This window comes from Blastococcus litoris, assembly GCF_003075095.1.
Taxonomy (GTDB): Bacteria; Actinomycetota; Actinomycetes; order Mycobacteriales; family Geodermatophilaceae; genus Blastococcus_B; species Blastococcus_B litoris.
In genome coordinates this window covers 41,211-65,045 of sequence record NZ_QCZF01000010.1, presented here as the reverse complement: position 1 = coordinate 65,045, position 23,835 = coordinate 41,211, and the positions used below count along the sequence as shown (strand labels likewise).

General features: G+C 74.1%; 23 protein-coding genes. 12 read left to right on the top strand and 11 right to left on the bottom strand.

Translation table 11 applies throughout. The annotated features are described in order from the left end of the window. The first annotated feature begins 76 nt into the window (after positions 1–76). A complete protein-coding gene (locus DCS98_RS19090) occupies positions 77–1,240 on the top strand; it encodes a carboxylate-amine ligase (protein ID WP_164704659.1) in 1,164 nt (387 codons plus the stop codon). On the opposite strand, the gene DCS98_RS19085 is transcribed toward DCS98_RS19090, so the two are convergent. Then, positions 1,237–2,661, bottom strand: coding sequence for an NAD(P)/FAD-dependent oxidoreductase (locus DCS98_RS19085; RefSeq protein ID WP_116452980.1), 1,425 nt, complete (start codon positions 2,659–2,661; stop codon positions 1,237–1,239). The two genes, DCS98_RS19090 and DCS98_RS19085, sit on opposite strands and share 4 nt — an antisense overlap. A 122-nt stretch (positions 2,662–2,783) precedes the next feature. Here DCS98_RS19085 and DCS98_RS19080 point away from each other — a divergent pair, with 122 nt between their 5' ends. Beyond that, positions 2,784–3,422, top strand: a complete 639-nt coding sequence (locus DCS98_RS19080) for an alpha/beta fold hydrolase (RefSeq protein WP_164704658.1) — start codon at positions 2,784–2,786, stop codon at positions 3,420–3,422. Here DCS98_RS19080 and DCS98_RS19075 read toward each other — a convergent pair. After that, positions 3,419–4,852 carry a xylulokinase gene (locus tag DCS98_RS19075; protein ID WP_116452978.1) on the bottom strand — a complete coding sequence of 478 codons (1,434 nt, stop codon included), beginning with the start codon at positions 4,850–4,852 and terminating at the stop codon, positions 3,419–3,421. The genes DCS98_RS19080 and DCS98_RS19075 overlap by 4 nt on opposite strands. A 211-nt stretch (positions 4,853–5,063) precedes the next feature. Here DCS98_RS19075 and DCS98_RS19070 point away from each other — a divergent pair, with 211 nt between their 5' ends. After that, complete coding sequence (locus DCS98_RS19070) at positions 5,064–6,344, top strand: ROK family transcriptional regulator (RefSeq protein ID WP_116452977.1); 1,281 nt, start codon at positions 5,064–5,066, stop codon at positions 6,342–6,344. 45 nt (positions 6,345–6,389) lie between these two features. After that, on the top strand, positions 6,390–7,550 hold the full coding sequence (xylA, locus tag DCS98_RS19065; protein ID WP_116452976.1) for a xylose isomerase: 1,161 nt from the start codon (positions 6,390–6,392) through the stop codon (positions 7,548–7,550). Between the two features lie 49 nt (positions 7,551–7,599). On the opposite strand, the gene DCS98_RS19060 is transcribed toward xylA, so the two are convergent. From DCS98_RS19060 to DCS98_RS19045, 4 genes are read right to left on the bottom strand one after another with little or no spacing between them, the layout of a single operon-like run. After that, the gene (locus tag DCS98_RS19060) at positions 7,600–8,019 is read right to left on the bottom strand and encodes a hypothetical protein (protein ID WP_116452975.1); all 420 of its coding nucleotides are present in this window, start codon (positions 8,017–8,019) and stop codon (positions 7,600–7,602) included. Positions 8,020–8,032: 13 nt separating this feature from the next. Then, on the bottom strand, positions 8,033–8,521 hold the full coding sequence (locus DCS98_RS19055) for a cupredoxin domain-containing protein (protein ID WP_116452974.1): 489 nt from the start codon (positions 8,519–8,521) through the stop codon (positions 8,033–8,035). A 19-nt stretch (positions 8,522–8,540) separates the two neighbouring features. Beyond that, complete coding sequence (locus DCS98_RS19050; RefSeq protein WP_116452973.1) at positions 8,541–9,458, bottom strand: alpha/beta hydrolase family protein; 918 nt, start codon at positions 9,456–9,458, stop codon at positions 8,541–8,543. Between the two features lies 1 nt (position 9,459). Next, positions 9,460–9,798, bottom strand: coding sequence for a hypothetical protein (locus tag DCS98_RS19045; protein ID WP_116452972.1), 339 nt, complete (start codon positions 9,796–9,798; stop codon positions 9,460–9,462). Positions 9,799–9,857: 59 nt separating this feature from the next. Between DCS98_RS19045 and DCS98_RS19040 the strand changes: the two genes are divergently transcribed. Then, on the top strand, positions 9,858–10,397 hold the full coding sequence (locus DCS98_RS19040; RefSeq protein ID WP_116452971.1) for a helix-turn-helix domain-containing protein: 540 nt from the start codon (positions 9,858–9,860) through the stop codon (positions 10,395–10,397). A 6-nt stretch (positions 10,398–10,403) separates the two neighbouring features. On the opposite strand, the gene DCS98_RS19035 is transcribed toward DCS98_RS19040, so the two are convergent. Further along, positions 10,404–10,625 (bottom strand): hypothetical protein, encoded by a 222-nt coding sequence (locus DCS98_RS19035; RefSeq protein ID WP_116452970.1) that lies wholly within the window; start codon positions 10,623–10,625, stop codon positions 10,404–10,406. A gap of 27 nt (positions 10,626–10,652) precedes the next feature. Then, the gene (locus tag DCS98_RS19030) at positions 10,653–11,159 is read right to left on the bottom strand and encodes a hypothetical protein (protein WP_116452969.1); all 507 of its coding nucleotides are present in this window, start codon (positions 11,157–11,159) and stop codon (positions 10,653–10,655) included. A gap of 174 nt (positions 11,160–11,333) precedes the next feature. On the opposite strand from DCS98_RS19030, the gene DCS98_RS19025 reads away from it, so the two are divergent. The 6 genes from DCS98_RS19025 to DCS98_RS19000 all read left to right on the top strand — a co-directional run bounded on the left by DCS98_RS19025 (position 11,334) and on the right by DCS98_RS19000 (position 18,927). After that, on the top strand, positions 11,334–12,554 hold the full coding sequence (locus tag DCS98_RS19025) for an ROK family protein (RefSeq protein ID WP_241038391.1): 1,221 nt from the start codon (positions 11,334–11,336) through the stop codon (positions 12,552–12,554). Between the two features lie 203 nt (positions 12,555–12,757). Then, entirely contained in the window at positions 12,758–14,323 is a 1,566-nt protein-coding gene (locus tag DCS98_RS19020; protein ID WP_241038388.1) for a sugar ABC transporter ATP-binding protein, read from the top strand. After that, positions 14,320–15,501, top strand: coding sequence for an ABC transporter permease (locus tag DCS98_RS19015; protein WP_116452968.1), 1,182 nt, complete (start codon positions 14,320–14,322; stop codon positions 15,499–15,501). Before DCS98_RS19020 ends, DCS98_RS19015 begins: the two co-directional genes overlap by 4 nt. Before the next feature lie 89 nt (positions 15,502–15,590). Beyond that, complete coding sequence (locus DCS98_RS19010) at positions 15,591–16,649, top strand: substrate-binding domain-containing protein (RefSeq protein ID WP_116452967.1); 1,059 nt, start codon at positions 15,591–15,593, stop codon at positions 16,647–16,649. Positions 16,650–16,718: 69 nt separating this feature from the next. Next, positions 16,719–17,900 carry a Gfo/Idh/MocA family protein gene (locus tag DCS98_RS19005; RefSeq protein WP_116452966.1) on the top strand — a complete coding sequence of 394 codons (1,182 nt, stop codon included), beginning with the start codon at positions 16,719–16,721 and terminating at the stop codon, positions 17,898–17,900. A gap of 19 nt (positions 17,901–17,919) precedes the next feature. Further along, a complete protein-coding gene (locus DCS98_RS19000) occupies positions 17,920–18,927 on the top strand; it encodes a sugar phosphate isomerase/epimerase family protein (protein WP_116452965.1) in 1,008 nt (335 codons plus the stop codon). 205 nt (positions 18,928–19,132) lie between these two features. Here the strand turns inward: DCS98_RS19000 and DCS98_RS18995 are convergent, their stop codons facing one another. Together DCS98_RS18995 and DCS98_RS18990 are read right to left on the bottom strand one after the other, a co-directional pair. After that, positions 19,133–20,713: a DEAD/DEAH box helicase gene (locus DCS98_RS18995; protein WP_241038386.1), complete on the bottom strand. Its 1,581-nt coding sequence runs from the start codon at positions 20,711–20,713 to the stop codon at positions 19,133–19,135. Between the two features lie 237 nt (positions 20,714–20,950). Beyond that, entirely contained in the window at positions 20,951–21,928 is a 978-nt protein-coding gene (locus tag DCS98_RS18990; RefSeq protein ID WP_241038384.1) for a GlxA family transcriptional regulator, read from the bottom strand. A 72-nt stretch (positions 21,929–22,000) separates the two neighbouring features. Between DCS98_RS18990 and DCS98_RS18985 the strand changes: the two genes are divergently transcribed. Beyond that, a complete protein-coding gene (locus DCS98_RS18985) occupies positions 22,001–23,320 on the top strand; it encodes an MFS transporter (protein WP_241038382.1) in 1,320 nt (439 codons plus the stop codon). A 4-nt stretch (positions 23,321–23,324) separates the two neighbouring features. Here the strand turns inward: DCS98_RS18985 and DCS98_RS18980 are convergent, their stop codons facing one another. Beyond that, the gene (locus DCS98_RS18980; RefSeq protein ID WP_206340345.1) at positions 23,325–23,816 is read right to left on the bottom strand and encodes a MarR family winged helix-turn-helix transcriptional regulator; all 492 of its coding nucleotides are present in this window, start codon (positions 23,814–23,816) and stop codon (positions 23,325–23,327) included. Positions 23,817–23,835 lie beyond the last annotated feature (19 nt).

Here is a 23,835-nt window from a genome sequence, read left to right as displayed (position 1 = left end):
CGCGGCTGGGTGCCAGCCGCCCCCTCGGCCGGGCAGGCCGGCGACGACGGCGTCGCCTCGCGGCACGGGAGCGCGTGTGGACCAGGCCGTCACTGCCGCGGCACCGGGCGCCGCGGGAACGGCGGCCCTCCCGCCGGCCGGCAGCACGTTCGGCGTCGAGGAGGAGTTCCACCTCGTCGACCCGCGGACCTACCGGCTGACCCGCAGCCCCGCGCTGGCCGACGCGGTGCTCCGGGGCGAGTCGGGTCCGCACCTGCACGCCGAGATCACCACCACGCAGCTGGAGTCGGCGACGGGGATCTGCACCGGTCTGTCGGAGCTGCGCGCGGAGCTGGTCACCACCCGCGCCGAGGCGGCCGGGGCGGCCGCGCGGGCCGGGGTGCGGATCCTCCCCGCGTCGACGCACCCGTTCGACAGCTGGCAGCAGCAGGACATCACCCCGGCGCCGCGCTACCAGGCGATGGTCGACCGCTGGGCCGGGCTGGCCGAGCAGCAGGACATCGTCGGCTGCCACGTGCACGTCGGCGTGCCCGACCTGGAGACCGCCGTCGCGGTGATGGACCGGGCCCGCCCATACCTCTCGGTGCTCCTCGCCATGACCGGCAGCTCGCCGTTCCACGACGGCGTCGACACCGGGCACCACAGCTACCGGACGGTGTGGTGGTCGCGCTGGCCCAACACCGGTCCGCCGGAGCACCTCGGCAGCGCCGAGCGGTTCCGCGAGGTGGTCGCCGGCCTGGTCACCTCCGGCGTCATCGCCGACGCCTCGCACCTGTACTGGGACCTGCGGCCCTCCAGCCACCTGCCCACGCTGGAGTTCCGGCTGGCCGACGTCTGCACCGAGGTCGACGACGTCGTGCTGCACGCGGCCCTCGCCCGGTCGCTGGTGCGGGTGCTCGCCGAGCGGGCCGGGCGGGGCGCGCCGTGCCCTCGGCCTCGACCCGAGCTGCTGCGGGCGGCGCGCTGGCGGGCGGCCCGGCACGGCCTGGACGGCGGCCTGTTCGACCCGGTGCGCGGCGACCTCGTGCCCGCTCGCGTGGCCGTGCGGCGGCTCCTGGCCGAGCTGCAGGACGACCTCCGCGACCACGACGAGTGGGATGTCGTCGTCGACATGGTGGAGCGGCTCTTCGAACGGGGGCCGTCGTCCTCGCGGCAGCGCAGGACCTGGCTGCAGACCGGTGACTGGCGCGAGGTGGCCGCCCGGATCGTCCGGGAGGGCACCGCGCTGGAGAACCGCTAGGCGGACTCGCGGCCGGTCAGGTCCTCGTCGCCGGGGGAGGCCTTGGGTCCGCCGGTCTTCGAGGCCTCGAAGTCCGGGCCCAGGTTCTCCAGCGCGAGCCTGCCGAAGACCTGCTGCTGGGTGGCCACCCGCTGCGAGCGGCCGCGGCCCAGGAAGCTGATCAGCCAGTGGAAGACCGTCGTCACCCGGCTCTTGAAGCCCACGATGTACATGAGGTGGACGACGAGCCACAGCACCCAGGCGATGAACCCGCCGAACTTGAACTTCCCGATGTCGGCGACCGCCGAGAACCTCGAGATCGTCGCCATCGAGCCCTTGTCGAAGTAGTGGAAGGGCTCGGCCGCCGGCTTGCCGGCGAGCCGCCGCTTGATCGCGTCGGCGGCGTACCGGCCGCCCTGGATGGCGACCTGGGCGACGCCCGGGAGCTTGTCCAGGCTCATCATGTCGCCGACCACGTGCACCTCGGGGTGGCCGGGCAGGGTCAGGTCGGGGAGCACCGCGACGCGGCCGGCGCGGTCGACCTCGGCGCCGGACTGCTCGCCGAGCTGGCGTGCCAGGGGGGAGGCCTGCACGCCGGCGGCCCAGATCTTGGTCGCGGCGTTGATCCGGCGGACCTCCCCGTCGGAGTCCTTGATCTCCAGGCCGTTCTCGTCGACGTCGGTGACCATGGCGCCGAGCTGGACCTCGACGCCCATGTCGTTGAGCTGCCGGCGCGCCCGCCCGCCCAGGCGCTCCCCGAACGAGGGCAGCACCATGGGCGCGGCGTCGAGCAGGATGATCCGAGCCGTCCGCGGGTCGATGTTGCGGAAGTCCTTCTTCAGCGTGCGGTGGGCGAGCTCGGCGATCTGGCCGGCCATCTCCACCCCGGTCGGGCCGGCGCCGACGACCACGAAGGTCATCAGCCGGTCGATCTCGGCCTGCTCGGTGGCCAGTTCGGCGAGCTCGAAGGCGCCGAAGATGCGGCCGCGCAGCTCGAGGGCGTCGTCGATGCTCTTCATGCCGGGGGCGAACTCGGCGAACCTGTCGTTGCCGAAGTACGACTGCCCGGCCCCGGCCGCGACGATCAGCTCGTCGTAGGGGTGCACGCTGGTGCGGCCCAGCACCGTCGAGGTGACGGTCCGGGCGGCGAGGTCGATGTCGGTGACCTCGCCCAGCACCACGCGCGCGTTCTCCTGGCGGCGCAGGATCTCGCGGGTGGCGGGGGCGATCTCGCCCTCGGAGAGGATGCCCGTGGCGACCTGGTAGAGCAGCGGCTGGAACAAGTGGTGGCTGGTCTTGCCGATCAGCGTGATGTCGACATCAGCCCGGCGGAGCCGCTGGGCGGCGAAGAGCCCGCCGAACCCGGAGCCGACGATGACGACACGCGGCCGACCGCCCGGGGTCGCGCTGTCGGCGGGAACTCGCGCTGGTGATGTCGTCATGACGAATATCCTTCCACTCCGGCTCGTCCGGCCCTCGGGCGGCCCCGCGCGATCCCCGCCACACTTTCCCGTGCGGCCCGGCGGTTCGCGCGTCGTCCTACCGACCGGTAGAACACCCGCTGGTGGGCACCTCTTCCGTCTCCGTGGTCCTGGTGCCCGGTCTGGGCCTGGACGAACGCTCGTCGGCCGAACTCCGCCGGCTGGTACCGGGCACTGTGGTGCGGCTACCCGGGATGGGGCTGCCGGAACCCGTTCCGCCGCTGGAGGAGCTCGCCGAGCGGCTGCTGGGCGGGCTCGGCCCGGGTCCCGTGGTCCTCGTCGGGCACTCGCAGGGCTGCCACGTGGTCGCCGTCGCGGCCCGCGACCCCCGGGTGCGGGCCGTGGTGCTGCTGGGTCCGACGACCGACCCGCGGCTCCGGTCCGCGCGCGGCCTGATCGGGCGGTGGGTGCGCACGGTCGCGCGCGAGCCGTGGTGGCAGGTGCCGCGCGTCCTGGCGCAGTGGTGGTGCACCGGACCGCGGGCCATGCGCGCGCTGTGGCGGGTGACGGCCCGCGACGACACCGACCGGCGGCTGCGCGACGTCGCCGTGCCGGTGGTCGTCGTCCGCGGCACCCGTGACCGGCTCTGCCCGCACGACTGGGCCACCCGGCTGGCGGCGGCCGCACCCCGGGGCCGGCTGGTCGAGGTGCCCGGCGCCGCGCACATGACGCCGCAGACCCACCCCGCCGCGGTGGCCCGCGCGGTGAGCACCTGTCTCTAGGGCTGGCCGTCCGTGCGGGTGCGCACCTCGGCGTACCGCTCGCGCACCGCGGTGGCGGGCTCGGCGTCGAACTCCTGCAGCCCCGGCTGCGCCCACTCGGGGGGCGCGGCCTCGCCGGACAGGACCCACGCGGCCTGCCGGGCCGCGCCGTCGGCGACGTACTCGCCGGGCGGCGGGACCAGGACGGGGCGCCCGAAGATGCCGGGGGCCAGCTGCTGGACGGCGGGGGAGCGGGCGGCGCCGCCGACGAGCAGCACCCGCTCGACCGCGACGCCCTGCGCCACGACCGCCTCGATGCCGTCGGCGAGCCCGCACAGCAGACCCTCGACGGCGGCGCGGGCCAGGTGGGCCGGCGTCGCGGTCCGCAGCGTGAGGCCGTGGACGGCGCCGGTGGCGTGCGGGAGGTTCGGCGTCCGCTCGCCCTCCAGGTAGGGGACGAGCACCAGCCCGTCGGCGCCCGAGGGGGCGGACAGGGCGAGGTCGGAGAGGGTGGCGTGGTCGACTCCCAGCATCGCGGCGGCCGCGTCGAGCACCCGTGCGGCGTTCAGGGTGGCGACCAGCGGCAGGTGGTGGCCCGTGGCGTCGGCGAACCCGGCCACCGTCCCCGTCACGTCGGCGACGGCGGTGGTGGTCACCGCGGAGACCACCCCGGAGGTCCCGATCGAGACGACGACGTCGCCGGGGCGGGCCGCCAGCCCCAGCGCCGCGGCGGCGTTGTCCCCGGTGCCCGGGCCGAGCGCGGCCGACGTCCCGTCCAGCACGCCGACCTGCTCGGCCGGCCCGGCCACCCGGGGGACGGCCGGACGGCGGCCGCGCATGGCCAGCTCCAGCAGGTCGAACCGGTACTCGCCGCTGCGGGCCGACCAGTAGGCGGTGCCGCTGGCGTCGCCCCGGTCGGTGGCCAGGTCGGCCAGCCCGCGCTCGGTCGCCAGGCGCCAGGTCAGCCAGTCGTGGGGGAGGCAGACGGCGGCGGTGCGGTCGGCGTTGCCGGGCTCGGCGTCGGCCAGCCAGCGCAGCTTGGTCGCGGTGAAGGAGGCCACCGGCACCACCCCGACCGCGTCGGCCCAGGCCTGCCGGCCGGTGGCGTCGTCGCCGTCCCCGAGCTCGCGGATCAGGTCGGCGGCGGCACCGGCGGACCGGACGTCGTTCCACAGCAGCGCGTCGCGGACGACCTCGCCGTCCTCGTCGAGGCAGACCATGCCGTGCTGCTGCCCGCCCACCGACAGGCCCGCCACGTCGCCCAGGCCGCCGGCCGCCTCGGCCGCCTCGCGGAACGCCTGCTCCCACGCCCGCGGGTCGACGGCGGTGCCGTCCGGGTGCGGAGCACGTCCGGAGCGCACCAGCTCGCCGGTCGCGGCGTCGCGGACGACGACCTTGCACGCCTGGGTGGAGGTGTCGACGCCGGCCACGAGGGTGCGGCCCGCGGTCATCGGGGGCCGCCGGAGGGGGAGGTCACGGGCGGGACTGTAACCACGGTCGGGTGATCCCGGCCGCAGAGGGCGAGGCGACGGTGGCCATCGCGAACCCATCACAGTTGGATGACGACGGCGTGCGACCTTGACCACATCGCGGACGCACGCCTAATTTGTTGACGCAACCGACAAATGGTCGCGACGAGGCGATCGAGGGGGTGGGACGGCTGTGTTCGAGGAACGGCGGCTCTACGACGGCGCCACCCGCCGCCACGCCCCCGCCGACCAGGCGACCGTCCGGCGCAGCAACCTCGGCCTCGTCCTGCGGCACCTCCGCGACGCCGGCCCCCGGTCCCGCGCCCGCATCGCGCAGGAGACCGGGCTGAACAAGGCCACCGTCTCCAGCCTCGTGGCCGAGCTCGCCGACCGGCGGCTGATCACGACCGGCGACGTCGACCGCGCCGGCTCCGTCGGCCGGCCCGGGCTGATCGTCCACCTGGACGGACGAGGGGTCTGCGGCATCGGCGTGGAGCTCAACGTCGACTACATCGCCATCCTCGTGCTCGACCTGCGCGGCGAGGTGCTCTTCGAGGACCGGGTCGCCGTCGACGTCCACGACCTCGGCGCCGAGGGCACCCTCGACGAGGTCGCCCGGTTGGTCAAGGAGGGGACCAGCGCCTCGGCCGGGCACGGCGCGGTCCCCGTGGGCATCACCGTCGCGGTCCCCGGCCTGGTGCGCAGCGTCGACGGCGTGGCGACCTACGCGCCCAACATCGGCTGGCGCGACGTGGCGGTCCTCGACGGGCTGCGCGACCGGGTGGGCCTCGACTGCGCCATCCGGGTCGAGAACGACGCCAACCTCTCCGCCATCGCCGAGTGGGCGATGGGCCCGGAGGCCCGCACACCCGACCTCGTCTACCTGACCGGTGAGGTCGGTGTCGGTGGCGGGCTGATCGTCGACGGCCGCCTGCTGCGCGGTGCCGGTGGGCTCTCCGGCGAGGTCGGGCACACCGCCCTGGGCGATCCCGACCTCGTGTGCGGGTGCGGGCGCCGCGGCTGCTGGGAGACCGTCGTCGGCCTGACCGCGCTGCTCCGGGCGGCCGCCGACCCCGACGACCCGGTGCACGACCACACCCGCGACCTCGAGACCCGGCTGGCGGAGATCGCCGCGCGCGCCGACGCCGGCGACCGCCGCGCCCTGGCGGCGCTCGAGCAGGTCGGCACGCAGCTGGGCCACGGCGCCGCCGTCCTCATCAACGTCTTCAACCCGCAGGTCGTGCTGCTCGGCGGCTACTTCGCCGTCCTGGGCCGCTTCTTCCTGGAGCCGATGGCCGCCGTCCTGCGCGCGCGGGTGTTCGGCCCCGACCTGGCCGGCGCGCGCGTCGTCCTCTCCACCCTCGGCTTCACCGCCGCGGTCCGCGGCGGAGCCCACGTCGCACTCGAGGCCGTCTTCGACGACCCGACCCTCGTCGCCGGCGACGCGTCACCCGCGCCGGCCGCCCGTTCCTGACCTCCCGCACCACCCCATCGATCGATCCGGACGGAGAACACCCGCATGACCGACTACACCCCCGCCAAGGACGACAAGTTCAGCTTCGGCCTCTGGACGGTGGGCTGGCAGGGCGTCGACGTCTTCGGCGGGGCCGTCCGGCCGGCGCTGGACCCGGTCGAGACCGTGCACAAGCTCGCCGAGCTCGGTGCCGCCGCCGTCACGTTCCACGACGACGACCTCGTGCCCGACGACGCGACCCGCGAGGAGACGCTGAAGCGGTTCCGGCAGGCCCTGGACGAGACCGGACTGGGCGTCGAGATGGCGACCACCAACCTCTTCGGCGCCCCCGTGTTCAAGGACGGCGGCCTGACCGCCAACGACCGCCAGGTCCGTCGCTACGCGATCGCCAAGGTGCTCCGCAACATCGACCTGGCCGCCGAGCTGGGCGCGAAGACCTACGTCCTGTGGGGCGGGCGCGAGGGGGCGGAGTCCGGCGGCAGCAAGGACGTCGCCGCGGCCCTCGACCGCTACAAGGAGGGCCTGGACCTGTTCTGCGCCTACGTGCGCGACAAGGGCTACGACATCCGCTTCGCGCTGGAGCCCAAGCCCAACGAGCCCCGCGGCGACATCCTGCTGCCGAGCATCGGGCACGCCATCGCCTTCATCAACGAGCTCGAGGAGCCCGACCGCGTCGGTCTCAACCCCGAGGTCGGCCACGAGGAGATGGCCGGGCTGAACTTCGCCCAGGGCATCTCGCAGGCGCTGTGGCACGACAAGCTGTTCCACATCGACCTCAACGGCCAGCACGGGCCGCGCTTCGACCAGGACCTCCGCTTCGGCGCCGGCAACCTGCGGGGCGCGTTCTGGACCGTCGACGCCATGCTCGGCGCCGGCACCGGCAAGGCCTACGACGGCTACGTCCACTTCGACTACAAGCCGCCGCGCACCGAGGACGTCGAGGGCGTCTGGGAGACCGCGCGCGCATGCATGCGCAACTACCTGATCCTGCGCGACAAGGTGCGGGCGTTCCGGGCCGACGCGGAGGTCGCCGAGGCACTCGAGGCCGCGCGCGTGGCCGAGCTCGCCATCCCCACGCTGGGCGAGGGCGAGTCGCTGGAGGACCTGCGCGCCGAGTCCTTCGACCCGCAGGCGCTGGGGGAGCGGGGCCTGCAGTTCGAGCGGCTCGACCAGCTCGCGATGGAGCACCTGCTCGGCGTCCGCTGAGCACCTGACCGGGGTGGGAGGGGCCGGGCGCAGGGCCCTCCCACCCCGGTCAGCCGCGCCGCCGTCCCCGGCCGAGGACGGCGAGGGCGGCCAGCACGACGAGGGCGGCCGTCTCCACCCAGAACGACTCCCACCACAGCCGCGCCGCCGTCGACTCGGTGAAGCCGAAGAGCCCCACGGTGGTGGCGAGCAGGAGGCCGGCCAGCGTGCCGGCGGCGGTGAGCGCCCCCGTGCCGGCCACCCAGGGGAGCAGTGTGCGCGGGGTCACCAGCAGCAGGACCGCCAGGCCGAAGCCCGCGATCGTGTTCAGCAGGAACGCCGGCCCGATCACGTCGATGGTCCGGTAGCCGTCGGTCCAGAGGTCGAGGTGGATCCAGCCCATCGCGGCGAGCAGTGCCGCACCGGCGAGGCGCAGGACCCATAGGAGACCGGTGGCCGGGCGGCGATCGGGGACCGACGGCGCGATCATCGGCTGACCTCGTTCACGAGACACGGATGGTGGTCTCCATGCCCATCGCCCGGTGGTTGGCGATGGAGCAGTAGAGGACGTACTCGCCGGGCTCGAGGGTCACCGTGACCGTCGACGTCCGGCCCGGGTCGACGGCGTCGGCCGCAGCCACGTCCTGCCCGTCGCGCTCGACCACCAGGTCGTGCGTGGAGCTGCCGTCGTTGACAAGGGTGAACTCCACCTGGCCCGCGGTGACGCTGTCCTCGTCGAGCTCGAGGCCGAAGTCGACCGCGGTGACCGTCACCGCCTCGCTCTCCTGCTCGGACGACGAGGTGGGGGCGGGGCTCGTCGGCTCGCCGGCCGGCGACGGCGCCTCCTCGGTGGTCGAGCCCGCCGGCGACGACGACCCGGCTGCGGCGTCGTCGTCGGAGCCGCCGCACGAGGCGAGGCCGGCGGCGAGCAGCAGCGCGGCGGCGCCGGCGGCCAGCCGGTGGGCGGGGGCGGAGCGGAGCCGGTGCGGCACGGCGGACCTCCTCGGGTGTTCAGGTGAGGCCGGTGACCTCCCGACACCACGTGACCACGGCTGCCAGCACGTCCTGGTTCACCGGCCGGCGGATCTCCTCCTTGTAGGCGCTCAGGGAGGGCGGTCTCGGCTGGGTGCGCAGGGTGTGCGTGACGTCGGGGGCGAGCACCGTCGTGACCGGCCCGAGGGCCGTCGCCTCGATGACGGGGAGGTCGGCGGGATCGACCTGCAGGTCCTTGTCGCCGGTCAGCGCGAGGACCGGGACGGTGATCCGGCGCAGGTCCTCGCGCGGGTCGTGCGCCAGGAACTCGCGGTGCCAGCGGGCGTTGATCCGGGCACCGCCGATGCGGGCGACGTCGGTGGTGGTCGCGCGGATGCGGTCGTGGTTGGCGGCGACGCGCGCCGTCAGGTCCACCCGGAGCAACCGGAGCAGCCCGCGGACGGGCGCCGGGAGCGTGGGCGCGATGTGGCGCGCCTGCCACAGCAGCAGGTCGTCGCCGCGCGTGGCCGACATCGAGAGCAGCACGAGGCCCGCCGTCGGCGCGCCGCGACCGGCCAGCGCGGCTGCGAGGATCGCGCCCTCGCTGTGGCCGGCCAGGAGGATGCGGTCGGCGTCCACCTCGTCGCGGGAGGCCAGCGCGTCGCGGGCGCGGCCGAGGTCGTCGACGTTGTCGAACAGGCCGACGGCTCGCCAGTTCCCGGGGCTCTCGCCGACGCCGCGCTTGTCGTAGCGGAACGAGGCGAGGCCGCCGGCCGCGAGGGCGTGCGCCAGCTGGCGGGCGACGCCGAAGCGGGCGCGCCGGTGGTCCGAGTCGCGGTCGAGCGGGCCCGAGCCCGAGGCGATGAGCACCGCCGGGGCGGGCAGCCGGCCGGCCGGCAGCGTGAGCGTGCCGTTCAGCGGGTGGTCGCCGGGCACCCGCAGGGGGAGCTCCTGCACGTCAGGCGAGGGCGCCGGCGAGCGCGGCCGCGTCGTCGGTGCTGATCAGCACCGTGTCGTAGCGAGCGCCGTCCAGCCGCAGCCGGACGGCGGGCACGCCCCGGCGCACGGACACGAGGCTCCGCTCCCCGCGTCGTCGCCACGTGCCGATCTTCCGCCGGCCGGGCAGGGCGAGACCGGGTGCGCGGAGCCCGCGTGCGGCGGAGAGGGGGTCCTGCACGACGTCGGCCTCCCGGACGGCGGCGCGGTCGAACCGGACGTCGCGGAGGAGGCCCCAGAACTTCTCCGCCCGGGTGAGACGGACGGTCACGGTGGTGGGCGTCAGTTGCACGGTGGCCATGCCTTCACTATTCTCGGACACGAGAACGTTGTCAATTGTGAGAACGGTAAGGAGGCCGTGTGCCGAGCGGTGTGCTGCTGCTGCACCCGGTGCGGCTGCGCCTCGTCCAGGCGTTCCTGGGCGACCGCACGCTGACCGTCGCCGAGCTGCACGCGGAGCTGCCCGACGTCCCGCAGGCGACGCTCTACCGCCAGGTCGGCGTCCTGGCCGACGCGGGCGTCCTGGTGGTGGTGGGCGAGCGCAAGGTGCGGGGCGCGGCCGAGCGCAGCTACCGGCTGGACCTCGCGGCCGCGTCCGTCGGGCCCGAGGACGCGGCCGCGATGACGGCCGACGAGCACCGGCGCGCCTTCGCGGTCTTCGTCGCCGGGCTGCTGGCCGACTTCGACAGGTACGTCGCCCGTGCCGCTGCGGACGGCGCGCGGCCGGACCCGGCCGCGGACCGCGTCGGCTACCGGCAGGCGGCCGTGTGGGTCACCGACGAGGAGTTCGACGAGCTGGCCGCCGACCTGCGGGAGGTGCTGAGCGTACGCACGGGCAACCGCCCGGGCGGCGGACGGCGTCGTCGGCTGGTCACCACCGTCCACCTGCCTGCCGGCTGACCGCCCTCACCGGCGGGGTGCGACCCCCGGAGCGGGTGCGGCCTGCTCGGCCTGCACCTGCACCTCGATGTTCGTGCGGTGGGTGACCGGGTCCCAGATCTCCTCCAGCGGCGCCATGACGGAGCCGCCGAGCCCGCGCCGGCGGGCCCGGCGGCCGAGCCACGCCCAGGCGGCCGGGACCCCGACGAGCACGAGGGCGACCTGCAGCCCGAGCGCGACGTCGTCCACGTGGTCGACCCTAGGCCGCCGCGGCGCTCACGTCGCAGCGCGGCGGGCCTCGCGTGCGGCCTGCTTCGCCTGCTTCCTCGCCAGCTTGTTCGCCTTCTTGACGGTGACGCGGGGGCGGCGCTCGATCAGGCCTCGGGTCATGAGCCCGATGCCGATGCCGAGCAGCCAGCTGTCCTTGGCGATGGCGAGGCCCTGCTCGGTCGGCGCGAGGCTGCCCGGCTTCCGCATGCCCGGCGTCTTCAGGTAGAGGCCGAGCAGCCCGCCGGAGAAGGCGGTCAGGGTCGCGCCGGCGACGAAGGTGGGCACGAACGGGGTGAGGAGCAGGCCCCCGACGACGATCTCCGCGGTCGCGAGGCCCTGCGCGAACTGCTGCGGCGGGATCGACTTGAGGAACGGGTAGGTGCCGGCGGCGAAGCCGTGCATGCCGGCGGCGGCCTCCTCGTCGGCGCCGCGCTTGCCGAGCCCGCTGTTGAGGATGAAGGCGCCGGCGGAGATCCGCGGGGCGATCTCGGACAGGGTGATGGGCAGGCCCATGGGGTACCTCGCTCGTTCGTCGGGGGTGCTCGTCCAGAGCTCAACCAGCTGCTCGGTCGGGAGGTCAGTGCCCACCGGCCCGCCGGTCAACCGTCCCGCTGCCGCGCACCCCGGAGAGGTGATCGCCCGGGCGGACGGGCCGGGGCCGGACTCCCCGCGTGCCACTATGGCGGCGTGGCGCACACCTCTGCCTCGGCCGGCGCGCTGCTCCGGCACGTGCGGACCGGTCGTGCGCGCAGCCGGGCCGAGCTCGTCGCGCTGACCGGTGCCTCCCGGAACACGGTGAGCGCCCGGGTGGACCAGCTGATCGCCGCCAACCTCCTCGAGGAGGGCGGCCGGGGCTGGAGCACCGGCGGCCGCCCGCCGACGCTGCTCCGGTTCAACAGCCGCGCCGGGTGCGTGCTGGCCGTCGACATGGGAGCCACCAGCGTCGACGTCGCGGTCACCGATCTGTCGGCCCAGATCCTCGCCACGATCGGTCACCCGATCGACATCGCCGACGGTCCCGGCCCCGTGCTCGCCGAGGTCGACCGGCTGGCCCAGCAGGTGCTGGGGGAGGCCGGCCTCACGCCGGCCGACGTGTGCGCGGTCGGGGTCGGCGTCCCCGGGCCCGTGGAGTTCTCGACGGGACGCCCGTCGCACCCGCCGATCATGCCGGGCTGGCACGACTATCCGGTCCCGAGCGCGTTCGGGCGCTACGAGTGCCCCGTCTACGTCGACAACGACGTGAACGTGATGGCGCTGGGCGAGATCGGTGTCGCCGGATCCTCGCAGGACCTGCTCGTCGTCAAGGTGGGGACCGGCATCGGCTGCGGGGTCATCGTCGACGGGCAGGTGTACCGGGGTGCGCAGGGCAGTGCCGGCGACATCGGGCACATCCACGTCGCCCAGCCCGACGGCCGCACGGTGACCTGCCGCTGCGGCCAGGAGAACTGCCTCGAGGCGATCGCCGGGGGAGGTGCCCTGCTCCGCGACGCCGTCGCCGCGGGGCTCCCGGTCGACAGCGTGCGCGCGGTCGTCGAGCTCGCGGCGCAGGGCGACGGCGCCGCGCTCGAGCTGGTGCGCAACGCCGGCCGCACCATCGGCACCGTGCTCGCCGCGCTGGTGAACTTCTTCAACCCGCACCGGATCGTCATGACCGGCGGGGTGGCCCGCGCCGGCGTCCCGCTGCTCGCGGGCATCCGCGAGGCGGTCTACCGGCGATCGATGCCGCTGGCCGCCCGGGCCCTCGACATCACCGTCAGCGACGCACCCGACCGCTCCGGCCGCGTGGGCGCCGCCCTCATGGCGATCGAGGAGTTCCTGGACGAGGACTCCGTCGTGGAAGCCCTGCGCGACACCACCGCGGTCGTGCGGACCGCACCGCGGCCAGGAGCAGTCCCCCTCTCGCACTGAGCCGCTGCGTCGCGCCTGCGCGGCCCCTTCGGAGCCACTCGGCCCGACAGGGCCACCCGCACGTCTCGATCCGGTAACCGACGGCGCAGGCCCTTGATTAGTTGTGACGCCCGACATATGTTCTCGCCTGCACCGACTAATGGTCAACGATGAGCAAAAGTCCCGGGTGATGATGTGAGCGACCTTCCGACGGGTGTGTGCCCGTGACGGCCCCGCTGCTGGAGATGCGCGGGATCGTCAAGACGTTCCCCGGTGTCCGCGCCCTCGGCGGGGTCGACCTGGACGTCCGGTCCGGCGAGGTGCACTGCCTGCTCGGCCAGAACGGCGCCGGCAAGTCGACGCTGATCAAGGTGCTGGCCGGTGCCCACCAGCCCGACGAGGGCACGATCACCTGGCGGGGTGAGCGGGTCTCGCTCGGCAACCCGCAGGCGGCCATGCGGCTCGGGATCGCGACGATCTACCAGGAGCTCGATCTGGTTCCCGGCCTGACCGTCGCCGACAACATCTTCCTCGGCCGCGAGCGGGCGCGCTTCGGCCTGGCCCGGCCGGCCGCCGCCAACCGGGAGGCCGCCGCACTGCTGACCCGGCTGGGCCACCCGGAGATCCGGCCGACGGCCGAGGTGGCCTCGCTGTCCGCGGCCTCGCAGCAGATGGTCAGCATGGCCCGCGCCCTGTCGCAGGACGCCAAGCTGATCATCATGGACGAGCCGTCCGCCGTCCTGGACAACGAAGAGGTCGACCGGCTCTTCCACGTCATCCGCGAGCTCACCTCACAGGACGTCGCCGTCGTCTACATCTCCCACCGGCTCGAGGAGATCCGCCAGATCGGTGACCGGATCACCGTCCTCAAGGACGGCCGCACCGTGGCCACCGGCCTGCCGGTGGGGGAGACCCCGACCCGCCAGGTCATCGAGCTCATGACCGGCCGTGACATCGAGTACGTCTTCCCCGAGCGGCGCCCCGTGCCCGAGGCGGAGCCACTCCTCGAAGTCGAGGACCTCGCCCTGCTCGGCACCTTCGAAGACGTCTCCTTCTCGGTCCGCCCCGGCGAGGTCGTCGGGTTGGCCGGGCTCGTCGGCTCGGGCCGCTCGGAGATCCTCGAGACCATCTACGGAGCACGCAGGTCGACCACCGGCAGCGTGCGCGTGGGTGGTCGGAAGCTGCGGTCCGGCAGCGTGGCGGCCGCCGTCGCCGCCGGCGTCGGCCTGGCGCCCGAGGAGCGGAAGAGCCAGGGCCTGCTGCTCGGCGAGTCGGTGACGCGCAACATCAGCATCGCCAGCCTGGCGCGCTTCGCCCGCGGTGGCTTCGTCGCCCGCGGTTCGGAGCGGGCCGCCGCACGCGAGCAGGTCGCCGCGCTGGACGTGCGACCGCAGGACGTCGACCGCGAGGTGCGCACCCTGTCCGGCGGCAACCAGCAGAAGGTCGTCCTCGCCCGGTGGCTGCTGCGCGAGTGCCGGGTGCTGTTGCTCGACGAGCCCACGCGCGGCGTCGACGTCGGCGCGCGCTCGGAGATCTACGCGCTGGTCCGCGACCTGGCCGAGAGGGGTGTCGCCGTCGTCGTGGTCTCCAGCGAGATCCCCGAGGTGCTCGGCCTCGCCGACCGCGTCCTCGTCGTGGCCGACGGCCGGGTGCTCGCCTCCGAGCCGGCCGGCGCCCTCGACGAGCACCGCGTGCTCGACCTGGTCATGGAGGGCACCGGCCACCAGGGAGCCCCGCTCATCGGATCCACCCAGCACAGCGCAACCCGGCACGAAGGGGACGTGGCATGACCGGCAGTACCACCGCGACGACCGGGGCGGCGGCGGGCACGTCGCCCGGCTCCGCCACCAACGACGGGGGGAGCGGCGGGGGCGGCATCATGGCCGGACCCATCGGCCGCAACCTCGGCCTCGTGGTCGGCCTCGCCATCCTGTGCGCGGTGGGCCTGATCACCGCCGGGGATCGCTTCGCCGACATCGACAACGTCCTGACCATCCTGCGGCTGGCGGCCGTCATCGGCGTGGTCAGCATCGGGATGACCTTCGTGATCATCGGCGGCGGCATCGACCTGTCGGTCGGGGCCCTGGTCGCGCTGTCGTCGGTCTGGGCGACGACGCTGGCGACGCAGGCGATGGCCGAGGACTTCCACTGGATCGTCATGGTGTTCACCGCTCTCGTGGTGGGCGCCGGGGCGGGGCTGGTGAACGGCATCGTGATCGCCTACGGCCGGCTGGTCGCCTTCATCGCCACCCTGGCCATGCTCGTCTCCGCCCGAGGGCTGGCCGAGATCATCGCCAACCGGCGCACCCAGATCGTCCAGGACCGCGACTTCCTGTCCTTCTTCTCCGGCGACGTCCTGGGCGTCCCCACCCTGGTCATCATCTGGGCCCTGGTGTCGCTGGCCGGCTGGGTCCTGCTGAACCGGACCACCTTCGGCCGCCACACCTTCGCCGTCGGCGGGAACGCCGAGGCCGCCCGCCTCGCCGGCATCCGCGTGCAGCGGCACACCCTGAAGCTGTACGTGCTGTCCGGGCTCACCTGCGGGATCGCCGCGGTCATGATCATGGCCAGGACGACGACCGGCAGCTCGACCCACGGGACGCTCTACGAGCTGGACGCCATCGCCGCGGTGGTCATCGGCGGCACGCTGCTCATCGGTGGCCGCGGCACGATCGTCGGCACCGTCTTCGGTGTCCTGATCTTCCAGACCCTGCGCAACGTCTTCACGCTCAACAACCTGTCGAGCTCGGCACAGGCCGTCGCCACCGGCGTCATCATCGTGCTCGCCGTCCTGCTGCAGATGCGCCTGGCCGAGGGCCGTGGCGGCTTCCCCTGGCTGGGCGGGCGCAGCTCCCCGACGTCCAGCGGCGAGGGCGGTCCCACCGGGGCGCCGTCCGGCGCCGTGTCCGGTGGTTCCGCCGTGCCCGGCGCCCCCGGCGGCGACCGCCCCGGCGGCACCACCACCTGACCCGCACGTCCGACCCGCACGACCGCACCACCCCTACCCACCAGTCGTCCCGGCTCCCGCCGGGAGTGCCAGACCCGAGGAGAGAACACATGTCTGCAGCGAGGCAGCGCCCCTACCGCCGCCTGATGACGTCGGCGGTCGCGCTCGTGGGCGCCGGCGCCCTCGTCGCCGGGTGCACGAGCAACGAGCCCGAGAACGAAGGTTCCGGGGGCGGCGGCGCCAACAACGCCGCGAGCTCCAACGACGACACCGGTGACACCGTCGTGATCGGCTTCTCGGCCCCCGCGGCCGACCACGGCTGGATGGCCGGCATCACCGAGGCCGCCCGTGCCGAGGCCGAGAACTACGAGGACGTCGAGCTCCGGGTCGCGGAGGGCACCAACGACGTCAGCGCTCAGATCAGCCAGGTCGAGACCTTCATCAACGACGGGGTCGACGCGATCGTGCTGCTGCCCTTCGACGGCGCGGCCCTGACCCCCGTGGCCCTGCAGGCGATGGAGGCGGGCATCCCGGTCATCAACGTCGACCGCGAGTTCAACGACCCGGCCGCCTCGCGGGCCACGATCCTCGGCGACAACTACGGCATGGGCGTCTCCGCCGGCACGTACATCTGCGAGCAGGTGGGTGACAACCCGGACGCGGTCGTCGCGGAGATCGCCGGCATCGACTCGCTGCCGCTCACCCAGGACCGCAGCCAGGGCTTCGCGGACGCGCTGGCGGAGTGCGGTCTCGACGTCGACAACCGGGTCGCGGCGGAGTTCACCGTCGAGTCCGGCGAGGAGGTCACGGCCAACCTGCTGCAGGCCGCGCCGCAGATCGACGCCATCTGGAACCACGACGACGACCAGGGTGTCGGCGTGCTCGCCGCGATCAACAACGCCGGCCGCGACGAGTTCATCATGGTCGGCGGGGCCGGTTCGGCGAACGCGATGGAGGAGATCCAGTCCGGGGACTCGGTGCTCCAGGCCACCGTCATCTACCCGCACACCCAGGCGGCGGACGGCATCAAGCTCGCGCGTCTGGTGGCACAGGGCAAGAACCTGTCGGACCTGACCTCCCAGGGGGTCCCGCGGCGCATCGTCCTCGACGCGCCGGTCGTGACCGCCGACAACGTCGACCAGTTCATCGACAACGCGTTCCGGTCCTGACCGAGTGATCCCGGAGTCGCCGGGTGACGGTCTGCGTCACCCGGCGGCTCCACCTCCTGAGGAGCAGCGATGACATCCCCCGACCGGCCGCCCCTCCGGGTGGGCCTGATCGGCTACGCCTTCATGGGCGCCGCCCACTCGCAGGCCTGGCGGACCGCCCCCCACTTCTTCGACCTGCCGCTCCACCCGGAGCTGACCGTGCTGGCCGGCCGCGACGCCGCGCGCGTGGCCGCAGCCGCCGGCACGCTCGGCTGGTCGTCCACCGAGACCGACTGGCACCGCGTGATCGAGCGCGACGACGTCGACCTGGTCGACGTCTGCACGCCCGGCGACACCCACGCCGAGATCGCCATCGCCGCCCTCGAGGCCGGCAAGCACGTGCTCTGCGAGAAGCCGCTGGCCAATTCGGTCGCCGAGGCCGAGGCGATGGCCGAGGCCGCCGCGAAGGCCGCGACCCGCGGGGTGCGCTCGATGGTCGGCTTCACCTACCGCCGGGTGCCCGCGATCGCGCTGGCCCGAAAGCTGGTCGCCGACGGCCGGCTGGGCGACATCCGGCACGTGCGCGCGCAGTACCTGCAGGACTGGATCGCCGACCCCGCCGCGCCGATGTCGTGGCGGCTGGAGAAGGACAAGGCCGGCTCGGGTGCGCTCGGCGACATCGGGGCGCACATCGTCGACCTGACGCAGTACATCACCGGCCAGCAGCTGACCGGTGTCAGCGCGATGCTGGAGACGTTCGTGACGGAGCGCCCGCTGCCCGCCTCGGCCGGGTCGCTGTCCGGCGTCGGCGGGGAGGGGACCGGCACGGTCACCGTGGACGACGCCGCCGTCTTCCTCGGCCGGTTCACCGGCGGGGCGCTGGGCGTCTTCGAGGCGACCCGGTTCGCCCTGGGCCGCAAGAACGGCATCCGCATCGAGATCAACGGCTCGGCCGGCAGCCTGGCCTTCGACTTCGAGGACATGAACGTCCTGGAGTTCTTCGACGGCAGCGAGCCCGCGGAGACCGCCGGCTTCCGCCGGGTCATCGTCACCGAGCCCGAGCACCCCTACGTCGCCGCGTGGTGGCCGGCCGGGCACGGGCTGGGCTACGAGCACGGCTTCACGCACCAGGTGGTCGACCTGGTGACCGCGATCGCCGAGAACACCGACCCGGCGCCGTCGTTCGCCGACGGTCTGCAGGTGCAGCGCGTGCTCGACGCCGTCGAGCGCAGCGCCGGCGACCGCTCGACCTGGACCGAGATCCCCTCATGACCCGAAAGGACGTTCTCTGATGCCCCGTCCCGTCACCCTCTTCACCGGCCAGTGGGCCGACCTGCCGTTCGAGGAGGTGGCCCGGCTCGCCTCGGAGTGGGGGTACGACGGCCTGGAGATCGCCTGCTGGGGCGACCACCTCGACGTCGAGCGCGCCGCGAACGACGAGTCCTACGTCCAGGAGCGCCTCGCGCTGCTCGACAAGTACGGCTTGAAGGTGTGGGCCATCTCCAACCACCTCAACGGCCAGGCGGTCTGCGACGACCCGATCGACGAGCGCCACAAGGGCATGGTCAACGCCCGCGTCTGGGGCGACGGCGAGCCCGAGGGCGTCCGCCGGCGCGCCGCCGAGGAGATGAAGCTGACCGCCCGCGCCGCCCGCAACCTGGGCGTCGACGTCGTCGTCGGGTTCACCGGCTCCAAGATCTGGAAGACCGTCGCGATGTTCCCGCCGGTCCCCGAGTCGATGATCGAGGACGGTTACCGCGACTTCGCCGACCGCTGGAACCCCATCCTCGACGTGTTCGACGAGGTCGGCGTGAAGTTCGCCCACGAGGTGCACCCGTCGGAGATCGCCTACGACTACTGGACGACGGTGCGCACCATGGAGGCGATCGGCCACCGGGAGGCCTTCGGGCTGAACTGGGACCCGTCGCACTTCGTGTGGCAGGACCTGGACCCGGTGTCGTTCATCTGGGACTTCAAGGACCGGATCTACCACGTCGACTGCAAGGACGCGAAGAAGCAGGTCGGCAACGGGCGCAACGGCCGCATGGGCTCCCACCTGCCGTGGGCGGACCCGCGGCGCGGGTGGGACTTCGTGTCCACCGGCCACGGCGACGTCCCGTGGGAGGCCTGCTTCCGGATGCTCAACACCATCGGCTACGACGGGCCGATCTCGGTGGAGTGGGAGGACGCCGGCATGGACCGCCTGGTCGGTGCCCCCGAGGCGCTGGAGTTCGTGCGCCGGCTGGCGTTCGACCCGCCGGCCGCGGCGTTCGACGCCGCCTTCTCCAGCGGGAACTAGCAGAGCTGCACCGGGGCGGGCGGGCTTCCGTCGCGCACCCGCACCCGGTGCGTCATGGGTGCCGGCTCGTCGTCATGTCAACCGGCTGACATGTCGACGAGTCGGCACTCGCCTCGTGATGATCAGGTCTCCTGATCGTTCCGGGTCCTGGCTCACGATCGACGGTGAGCCAGGACCCGGAACGGTGAGCCAGGAGGGGTGAGCGTCAGCGGCCGCCGCGGCGCGAGCGGGCGCTGAACGAGGCGGCGGACGACGTCCCCGCGCGCGCCGCGAGCTCGGCGCGGGTGCGCGCCGGACCGGACGCCCGGCCCGACCCACCACGCGAGGCGCCGGAGGACGACGTCGCCTTCGGCGCACCGCCGCCTCCGCCGGAGCCGCCGCGACGGCGACGACCGCCGCCGTTGCCCTGCGGCTGCGGCTCGGGCGCCGGGGCCGGCTCGACGTAGGGCGCCGCCGGACCGGTCAGCGCCTCGATCTCCGGGGCACCGGGCCGCACGGCGCTGACCTTCGGGGTGATCCCGGCCTGGCGCGCGAGCGTGCGCACCTCACCGGCCTGGTCGGGCGTCGACACGGTGACGACGGCGCCCTCGGCACCGGCGCGGGCGGTACGACCGGAGCGGTGCAGGTAGGCCTTGTGCTCGGCCGGCGGGTCGACGTGCACGACCAGTGCGACGTCGTCGACGTGGATGCCGCGGGCGGCGATGTCGGTCGCGCACAGCACCCGGCTGGCCCCGGTGGTGAACGCCTCGAGGTTGCGCTCGCGGGCGTTCTGGCTGAGGTTGCCGTGTAGGTCGACCGCCGGGATGCCCTGCGCGGTGAGCTGCTTGGCCAGCTTCTTGGCCTGGTGCTTGGTGCGGGTGAACAGCACGCTGCGGCCCAGGCCCGAGGCGAGCTGGCGCACGACCTCGGCCTTGTCGGCGTTCTGCACCTGCAGCACGTGGTGGGTCATCGTGCTGACCGGGGCGACGGCCGGGTCGACCGAGTGCGTGACGGGGTTGCTCAGGTAGCGCTTGACCAGCACGTCGACGCCGTTGTCCAGGGTCGCCGAGAAGAGCAGCCGCTGGCCGACCTTCGGGGTGCGGTCCATCAGCCGCTTCACGCCCGGGAGGAAGCCGAGGTCGGCCATGTGGTCGGCCTCGTCGAGGATGGTGATCTCGACGGCGCCGAGGTCGCAGTGCCCCTGGCCGATGAGGTCCTCGAGCCGGCCGGGGCAGGCGATGAGGACGTCGATGCCACCGGCCAGCGCCTGCACCTGCGGGTTCTGGCCGACGCCGCCGAAGATCGTCGTCGTCCGCATGCCGAGGGCGGTGGCCATCGGCTCGACGACGGCGGCGACCTGGTTGGCCAGCTCACGGGTCGGCACGAGGATCAGCGACCGCGGACGCTTGGGCCGGCGGGGGGAGTCCGAGGCGGCCAGGCGGGCGACCAGCGGGATGCTGAAGGCGAGGGTCTTGCCCGAGCCGGTGCGGCCGCGGCCGAGCACGTCACGGCCGCCGAGGCTGTCGGGCAGCGTGGCCACCTGGATGGGGAACGGCGCGGTGATGCCGCTGCCGGTCAGCACCTCGACGATCGGCGCGGGGACGCCGAGGGCGTCGAAGGTGGTGTCCGTCGGGAGGACGGTGGCCGGGGCCTGCACGGGCACGACGGCCGGGGCGACCGGCGCCGCCTGCGGGGTCTGCTGCTCACCCACGGGGCGGGTGCCGCGGCCGCGCCCGCCGCGACGGCGGCGCGGGCGGTCGGCGTTGGGTGTGTTGTCGTCCTGGGTGGGGCGGTGGGGCGAAGTCATCGGTTCCTCGACGCTCGAGTGGCCGCACGACGCCCGGCGGGCGCGTGCCGGCGCACCTGCTCGGGGGCAGGGCGGGCTCACTCCGTCGGCGGGACGTCGGTCAGCCGGGCGCGCCTCGGTGGCGCAGCCTCAGCCCGACGTCGATTCCTGCCGCTCCGGATGAGCGAGGGCGGCGCCGGTATGCACTACTCAACCAGACATGGCCCCTGAGTGGTCCCACCCCGGGGGAGTCCCCCGTCACATCGGGTGAGCGACCGGAGCGCGGTAGGTGCGTCGGTAGGCCAGCGGTGCGACCCCGATCGCGGCGCGCAGGTGCTGGCGCATCGACGCGGTGGTGCCGAAGCCGGCCTGTTCGGCGACCCGCTCCACCGGGACGTCGGTGGACTCCAGCAGCCGGCGCGCCAGCGCGACGCGCTGCTGCACCAGCCAGCGGCTGGCCGACAGCCCGGTCTCGTCGCGGAACCGCCGGGTGAACGTGCGCACGCTCATCCGCGCGTGGTGCGCCAGGTCGGCCAGCGTGAGCGGTTCGTCGAGGTGCTCGAGCGCCCACGCGCGGGTGGCCGCGGTGCCGGAGTCGCCGGGCTCGGGCACCGGCCGCTCGATGAACTGCGACTGACCGCCGTCGCGCCACGGCGCCACGACGCTGCGCCGCGCCACCCGGCTGGCGACCTCGCTGCCGTGGTCGCGCCGGATCACGTGCAGCAGGACGTCGATGCCCGCCGCGTTGCCGGCGGAGGTGAGGACGTCGCCGTCGTCGACGAACAGCACGTCCGGGTCGAGGGCCACCTGCGGGAACAGCCGGGCGAAGGCGGGGGCGTGCACCCAGTGGGTGGTCGCGGGCCGGCCGTCGAGCAGGCCGGCGGCGGCGAGGACGAAGGCGCCGGTGCAGATGGAGACCAGCCGCGCGTGCCGGGCCGTCTCGCGCAGCAGGTCGGCCAGGTCGTCGGGCACGGTGCCCTCGGTCATCGCCGCCGTGCCGTAGACGCCGGGGACGACCACGGTCTGCGCCGTCGCCAGGATCGAGGCGTCGTGCTCGGGGAGCACCGAGTAGCCGGCCGACGTCCGCACCGGTCCGCCGTCGAGGCTGGCCACCCGCACCCGGTACAGCTTCCGGCCATCGGGGCCGGCCGCGCTGCCGAGGAACTGGTGGGGGAGCCCCACCTCGTAGGCCATCGTCTCCGGCAGGGCCAGGACGGCGACCTCGTGGCGAGTCATGGCCGGATCTTTGCACATGTTGGCCGTCGGGCCACTCCCTCGGCGGGTCCCCCGTCCGCCATGCTCTCCGTCGTGACCGCCCTCTCCCCACCGCGCGCGCACCGCATCCACCCCGCGTGGTGGGTGGCCGCAGTGACGTTCCTGGCCCTCGTCGGGGCCGCGGCCTTCCGCGCCGTGCCCGGCGTCCTGATCGACCCGCTGCGGGCGGAGTTCGGCTGGTCGGTGTCCACCATCTCGGCGGCCGTCGCGATCAACATGGCGCTGTACGGGCTGACGGCACCCTTCGCCGCGGCGCTGATGGAGCGCTTCGGCATCCGCCGCGTGGTCATGGCCGCGCTGCTGGTGGTCGCGCTCGGCAGCGGGCTCACGGTGTTCATGACCGCGAGCTGGCAGCTGCTCCTGCTCTGGGGCGTGCTCGTCGGCCTGGGCGCCGGCTCGATGGCGCTGTCGCTGGTCGCCACGGTGACCGGGCGCTGGTTCGTCGCCCGGCGGGGGCTGGTCTCGGGCATCCTCACCGCCGGCGGCGCGGCCGGTCAGCTGGTCTTCCTGCCGCTGGTCGCGTGGATCGACTCCGAGTGGGGCTGGCGGGCGGCCTCCCTCGGCACGACCGCGGCGGCGCTGGCCGTCCTGCCGCTGGTGGCCTGGCTGCTCCGCGACCGGCCCCGGGACGTCGGCGCCGTGCCCTACGGCGGGACGGCGGCCGACGACGTCGACCCGGTGCGCACCGGTGCCGCGCGGGCGGCGGTGCAGGGGCTGGTCCTGGCGGCGCGGTCGCGGCCGTTCTGGCTGCTGGCGGCCGGCTTCTTCATCTGCGGCATGTCGACCAACGGGCTGGTGCAGCCGCACTTCATCCCCGCCGCGCACGACCACGGGCTGCCGGTGACGACGGCGGCCGGGCTGCTCGCCGTCGTCGGCATCTTCGACATCGCCGGCACGGTGTTCTCCGGGTGGCTCACCGACCGCGTCGACCCGCGGGCGCTGCTGCTGGCGTACTACGGGCTGCGCGGGCTGTCGCTGTTCGCCCTGCCGACCCTGTTCGGGCCGGAGCTGCACCTGAGCATGGTCGCGTTCATCGTCTTCTACGGCCTGGACTGGGTGGCCACGGTGCCGCCCACCCTGGCGCTCTGCCGCGAGCACTTCGGCGCGCGGGCGCCGGTCGTCTTCGGCTGGGTGTTCGCCTCCCACCAGCTCGGATCGGCGGTCGCGGCGTTCGGCGGCGGCGTGATCCGCGACGTCACCGGTTCCTACGACCTGGCGTGGTTCCTCGCCGGCGGCTTGTGCATGGTGGCCGCCGTCGCCTCCATCTCGATCCGCCGCAACCTGCCGCCGCCGGCGCGGACCGCGCTGCCGACCGACCGCGAGGAGGCCGCCGCCGCCCAGGCCCACGGCTGATCGCTCAGGAGGAGGGGCGGCGGTAGCCCGGATGCACGCCGGGTCGGAGCCCGAGCCCGGCGGCGAGCCGCCCCAGGAGGTCCTTGAGCTGGTCGCGTTCGCGCTCGGACAGGGTGTGGGTCAGCTCGGCCTCGTGCGCCTCGGCGATGGTCCGGATGGTCGCCAGCGACCGGGAGCCGGCATCGGTCAGGCCGATGACATGGGACCGGCGATCACCCTCGCGCGACCGGCGGGTGAGCAGCCCCCGTGACTCGAGCTCGTCGACGAGGACGACGACACGGCTCGGCTGAGCCCCGAGCCGATCGGCGAGCTGACGCTGGCTGAGCCCCGGCTCGCGGGCGACGACCCGCAGGAGACCGGCATGCCCCGGGGTCAGCCCCAGGTCCGCGAGCCGCTCGCCGAACCGCATGGCGCCGTGCGAGCCGAGCTGCGACAACAGGAACGCCACCCCCGCCCCGACCGGCACCCCGCCCGCCGCTTCCTCCTTGCGCTGCACGGCCCGAGCGTACATCCTG

Excerpts from the sequence above, each read along its gene's own strand:
- DCS98_RS18995 (WP_241038386.1), bottom strand. The coding sequence starts at position 20,713 with ATGACTTCGCCCCACCGCCCCACCCAGGACGACAACACACCCAACGCC.
- DCS98_RS19045 (WP_116452972.1), bottom strand. The coding sequence starts at position 9,798 with ATGGCCACCGTGCAACTGACGCCCACCACCGTGACCGTCCGTCTCACC.
- DCS98_RS19075 (WP_116452978.1), bottom strand. The coding sequence starts at position 4,852 with ATGACCGCGGGCCGCACCCTCGTGGCCGGCGTCGACACCTCCACCCAG.
- DCS98_RS19005 (WP_116452966.1), top strand. The coding sequence starts at position 16,719 with ATGACATCCCCCGACCGGCCGCCCCTCCGGGTGGGCCTGATCGGCTAC.
- DCS98_RS19060 (WP_116452975.1), bottom strand. The coding sequence starts at position 8,019 with ATGATCGCGCCGTCGGTCCCCGATCGCCGCCCGGCCACCGGTCTCCTA.
- DCS98_RS19000 (WP_116452965.1), top strand. The coding sequence starts at position 17,920 with ATGCCCCGTCCCGTCACCCTCTTCACCGGCCAGTGGGCCGACCTGCCG.
- xylA (WP_116452976.1), top strand. The coding sequence starts at position 6,390 with ATGACCGACTACACCCCCGCCAAGGACGACAAGTTCAGCTTCGGCCTC.
- DCS98_RS19085 (WP_116452980.1), bottom strand. The coding sequence starts at position 2,661 with ATGACGACATCACCAGCGCGAGTTCCCGCCGACAGCGCGACCCCGGGC.
- DCS98_RS19015 (WP_116452968.1), top strand. The coding sequence starts at position 14,320 with ATGACCGGCAGTACCACCGCGACGACCGGGGCGGCGGCGGGCACGTCG.
- DCS98_RS19030 (WP_116452969.1), bottom strand. The coding sequence starts at position 11,159 with ATGGGCCTGCCCATCACCCTGTCCGAGATCGCCCCGCGGATCTCCGCC.
- DCS98_RS19010 (WP_116452967.1), top strand. The coding sequence starts at position 15,591 with ATGTCTGCAGCGAGGCAGCGCCCCTACCGCCGCCTGATGACGTCGGCG.
- DCS98_RS18990 (WP_241038384.1), bottom strand. The coding sequence starts at position 21,928 with ATGACTCGCCACGAGGTCGCCGTCCTGGCCCTGCCGGAGACGATGGCC.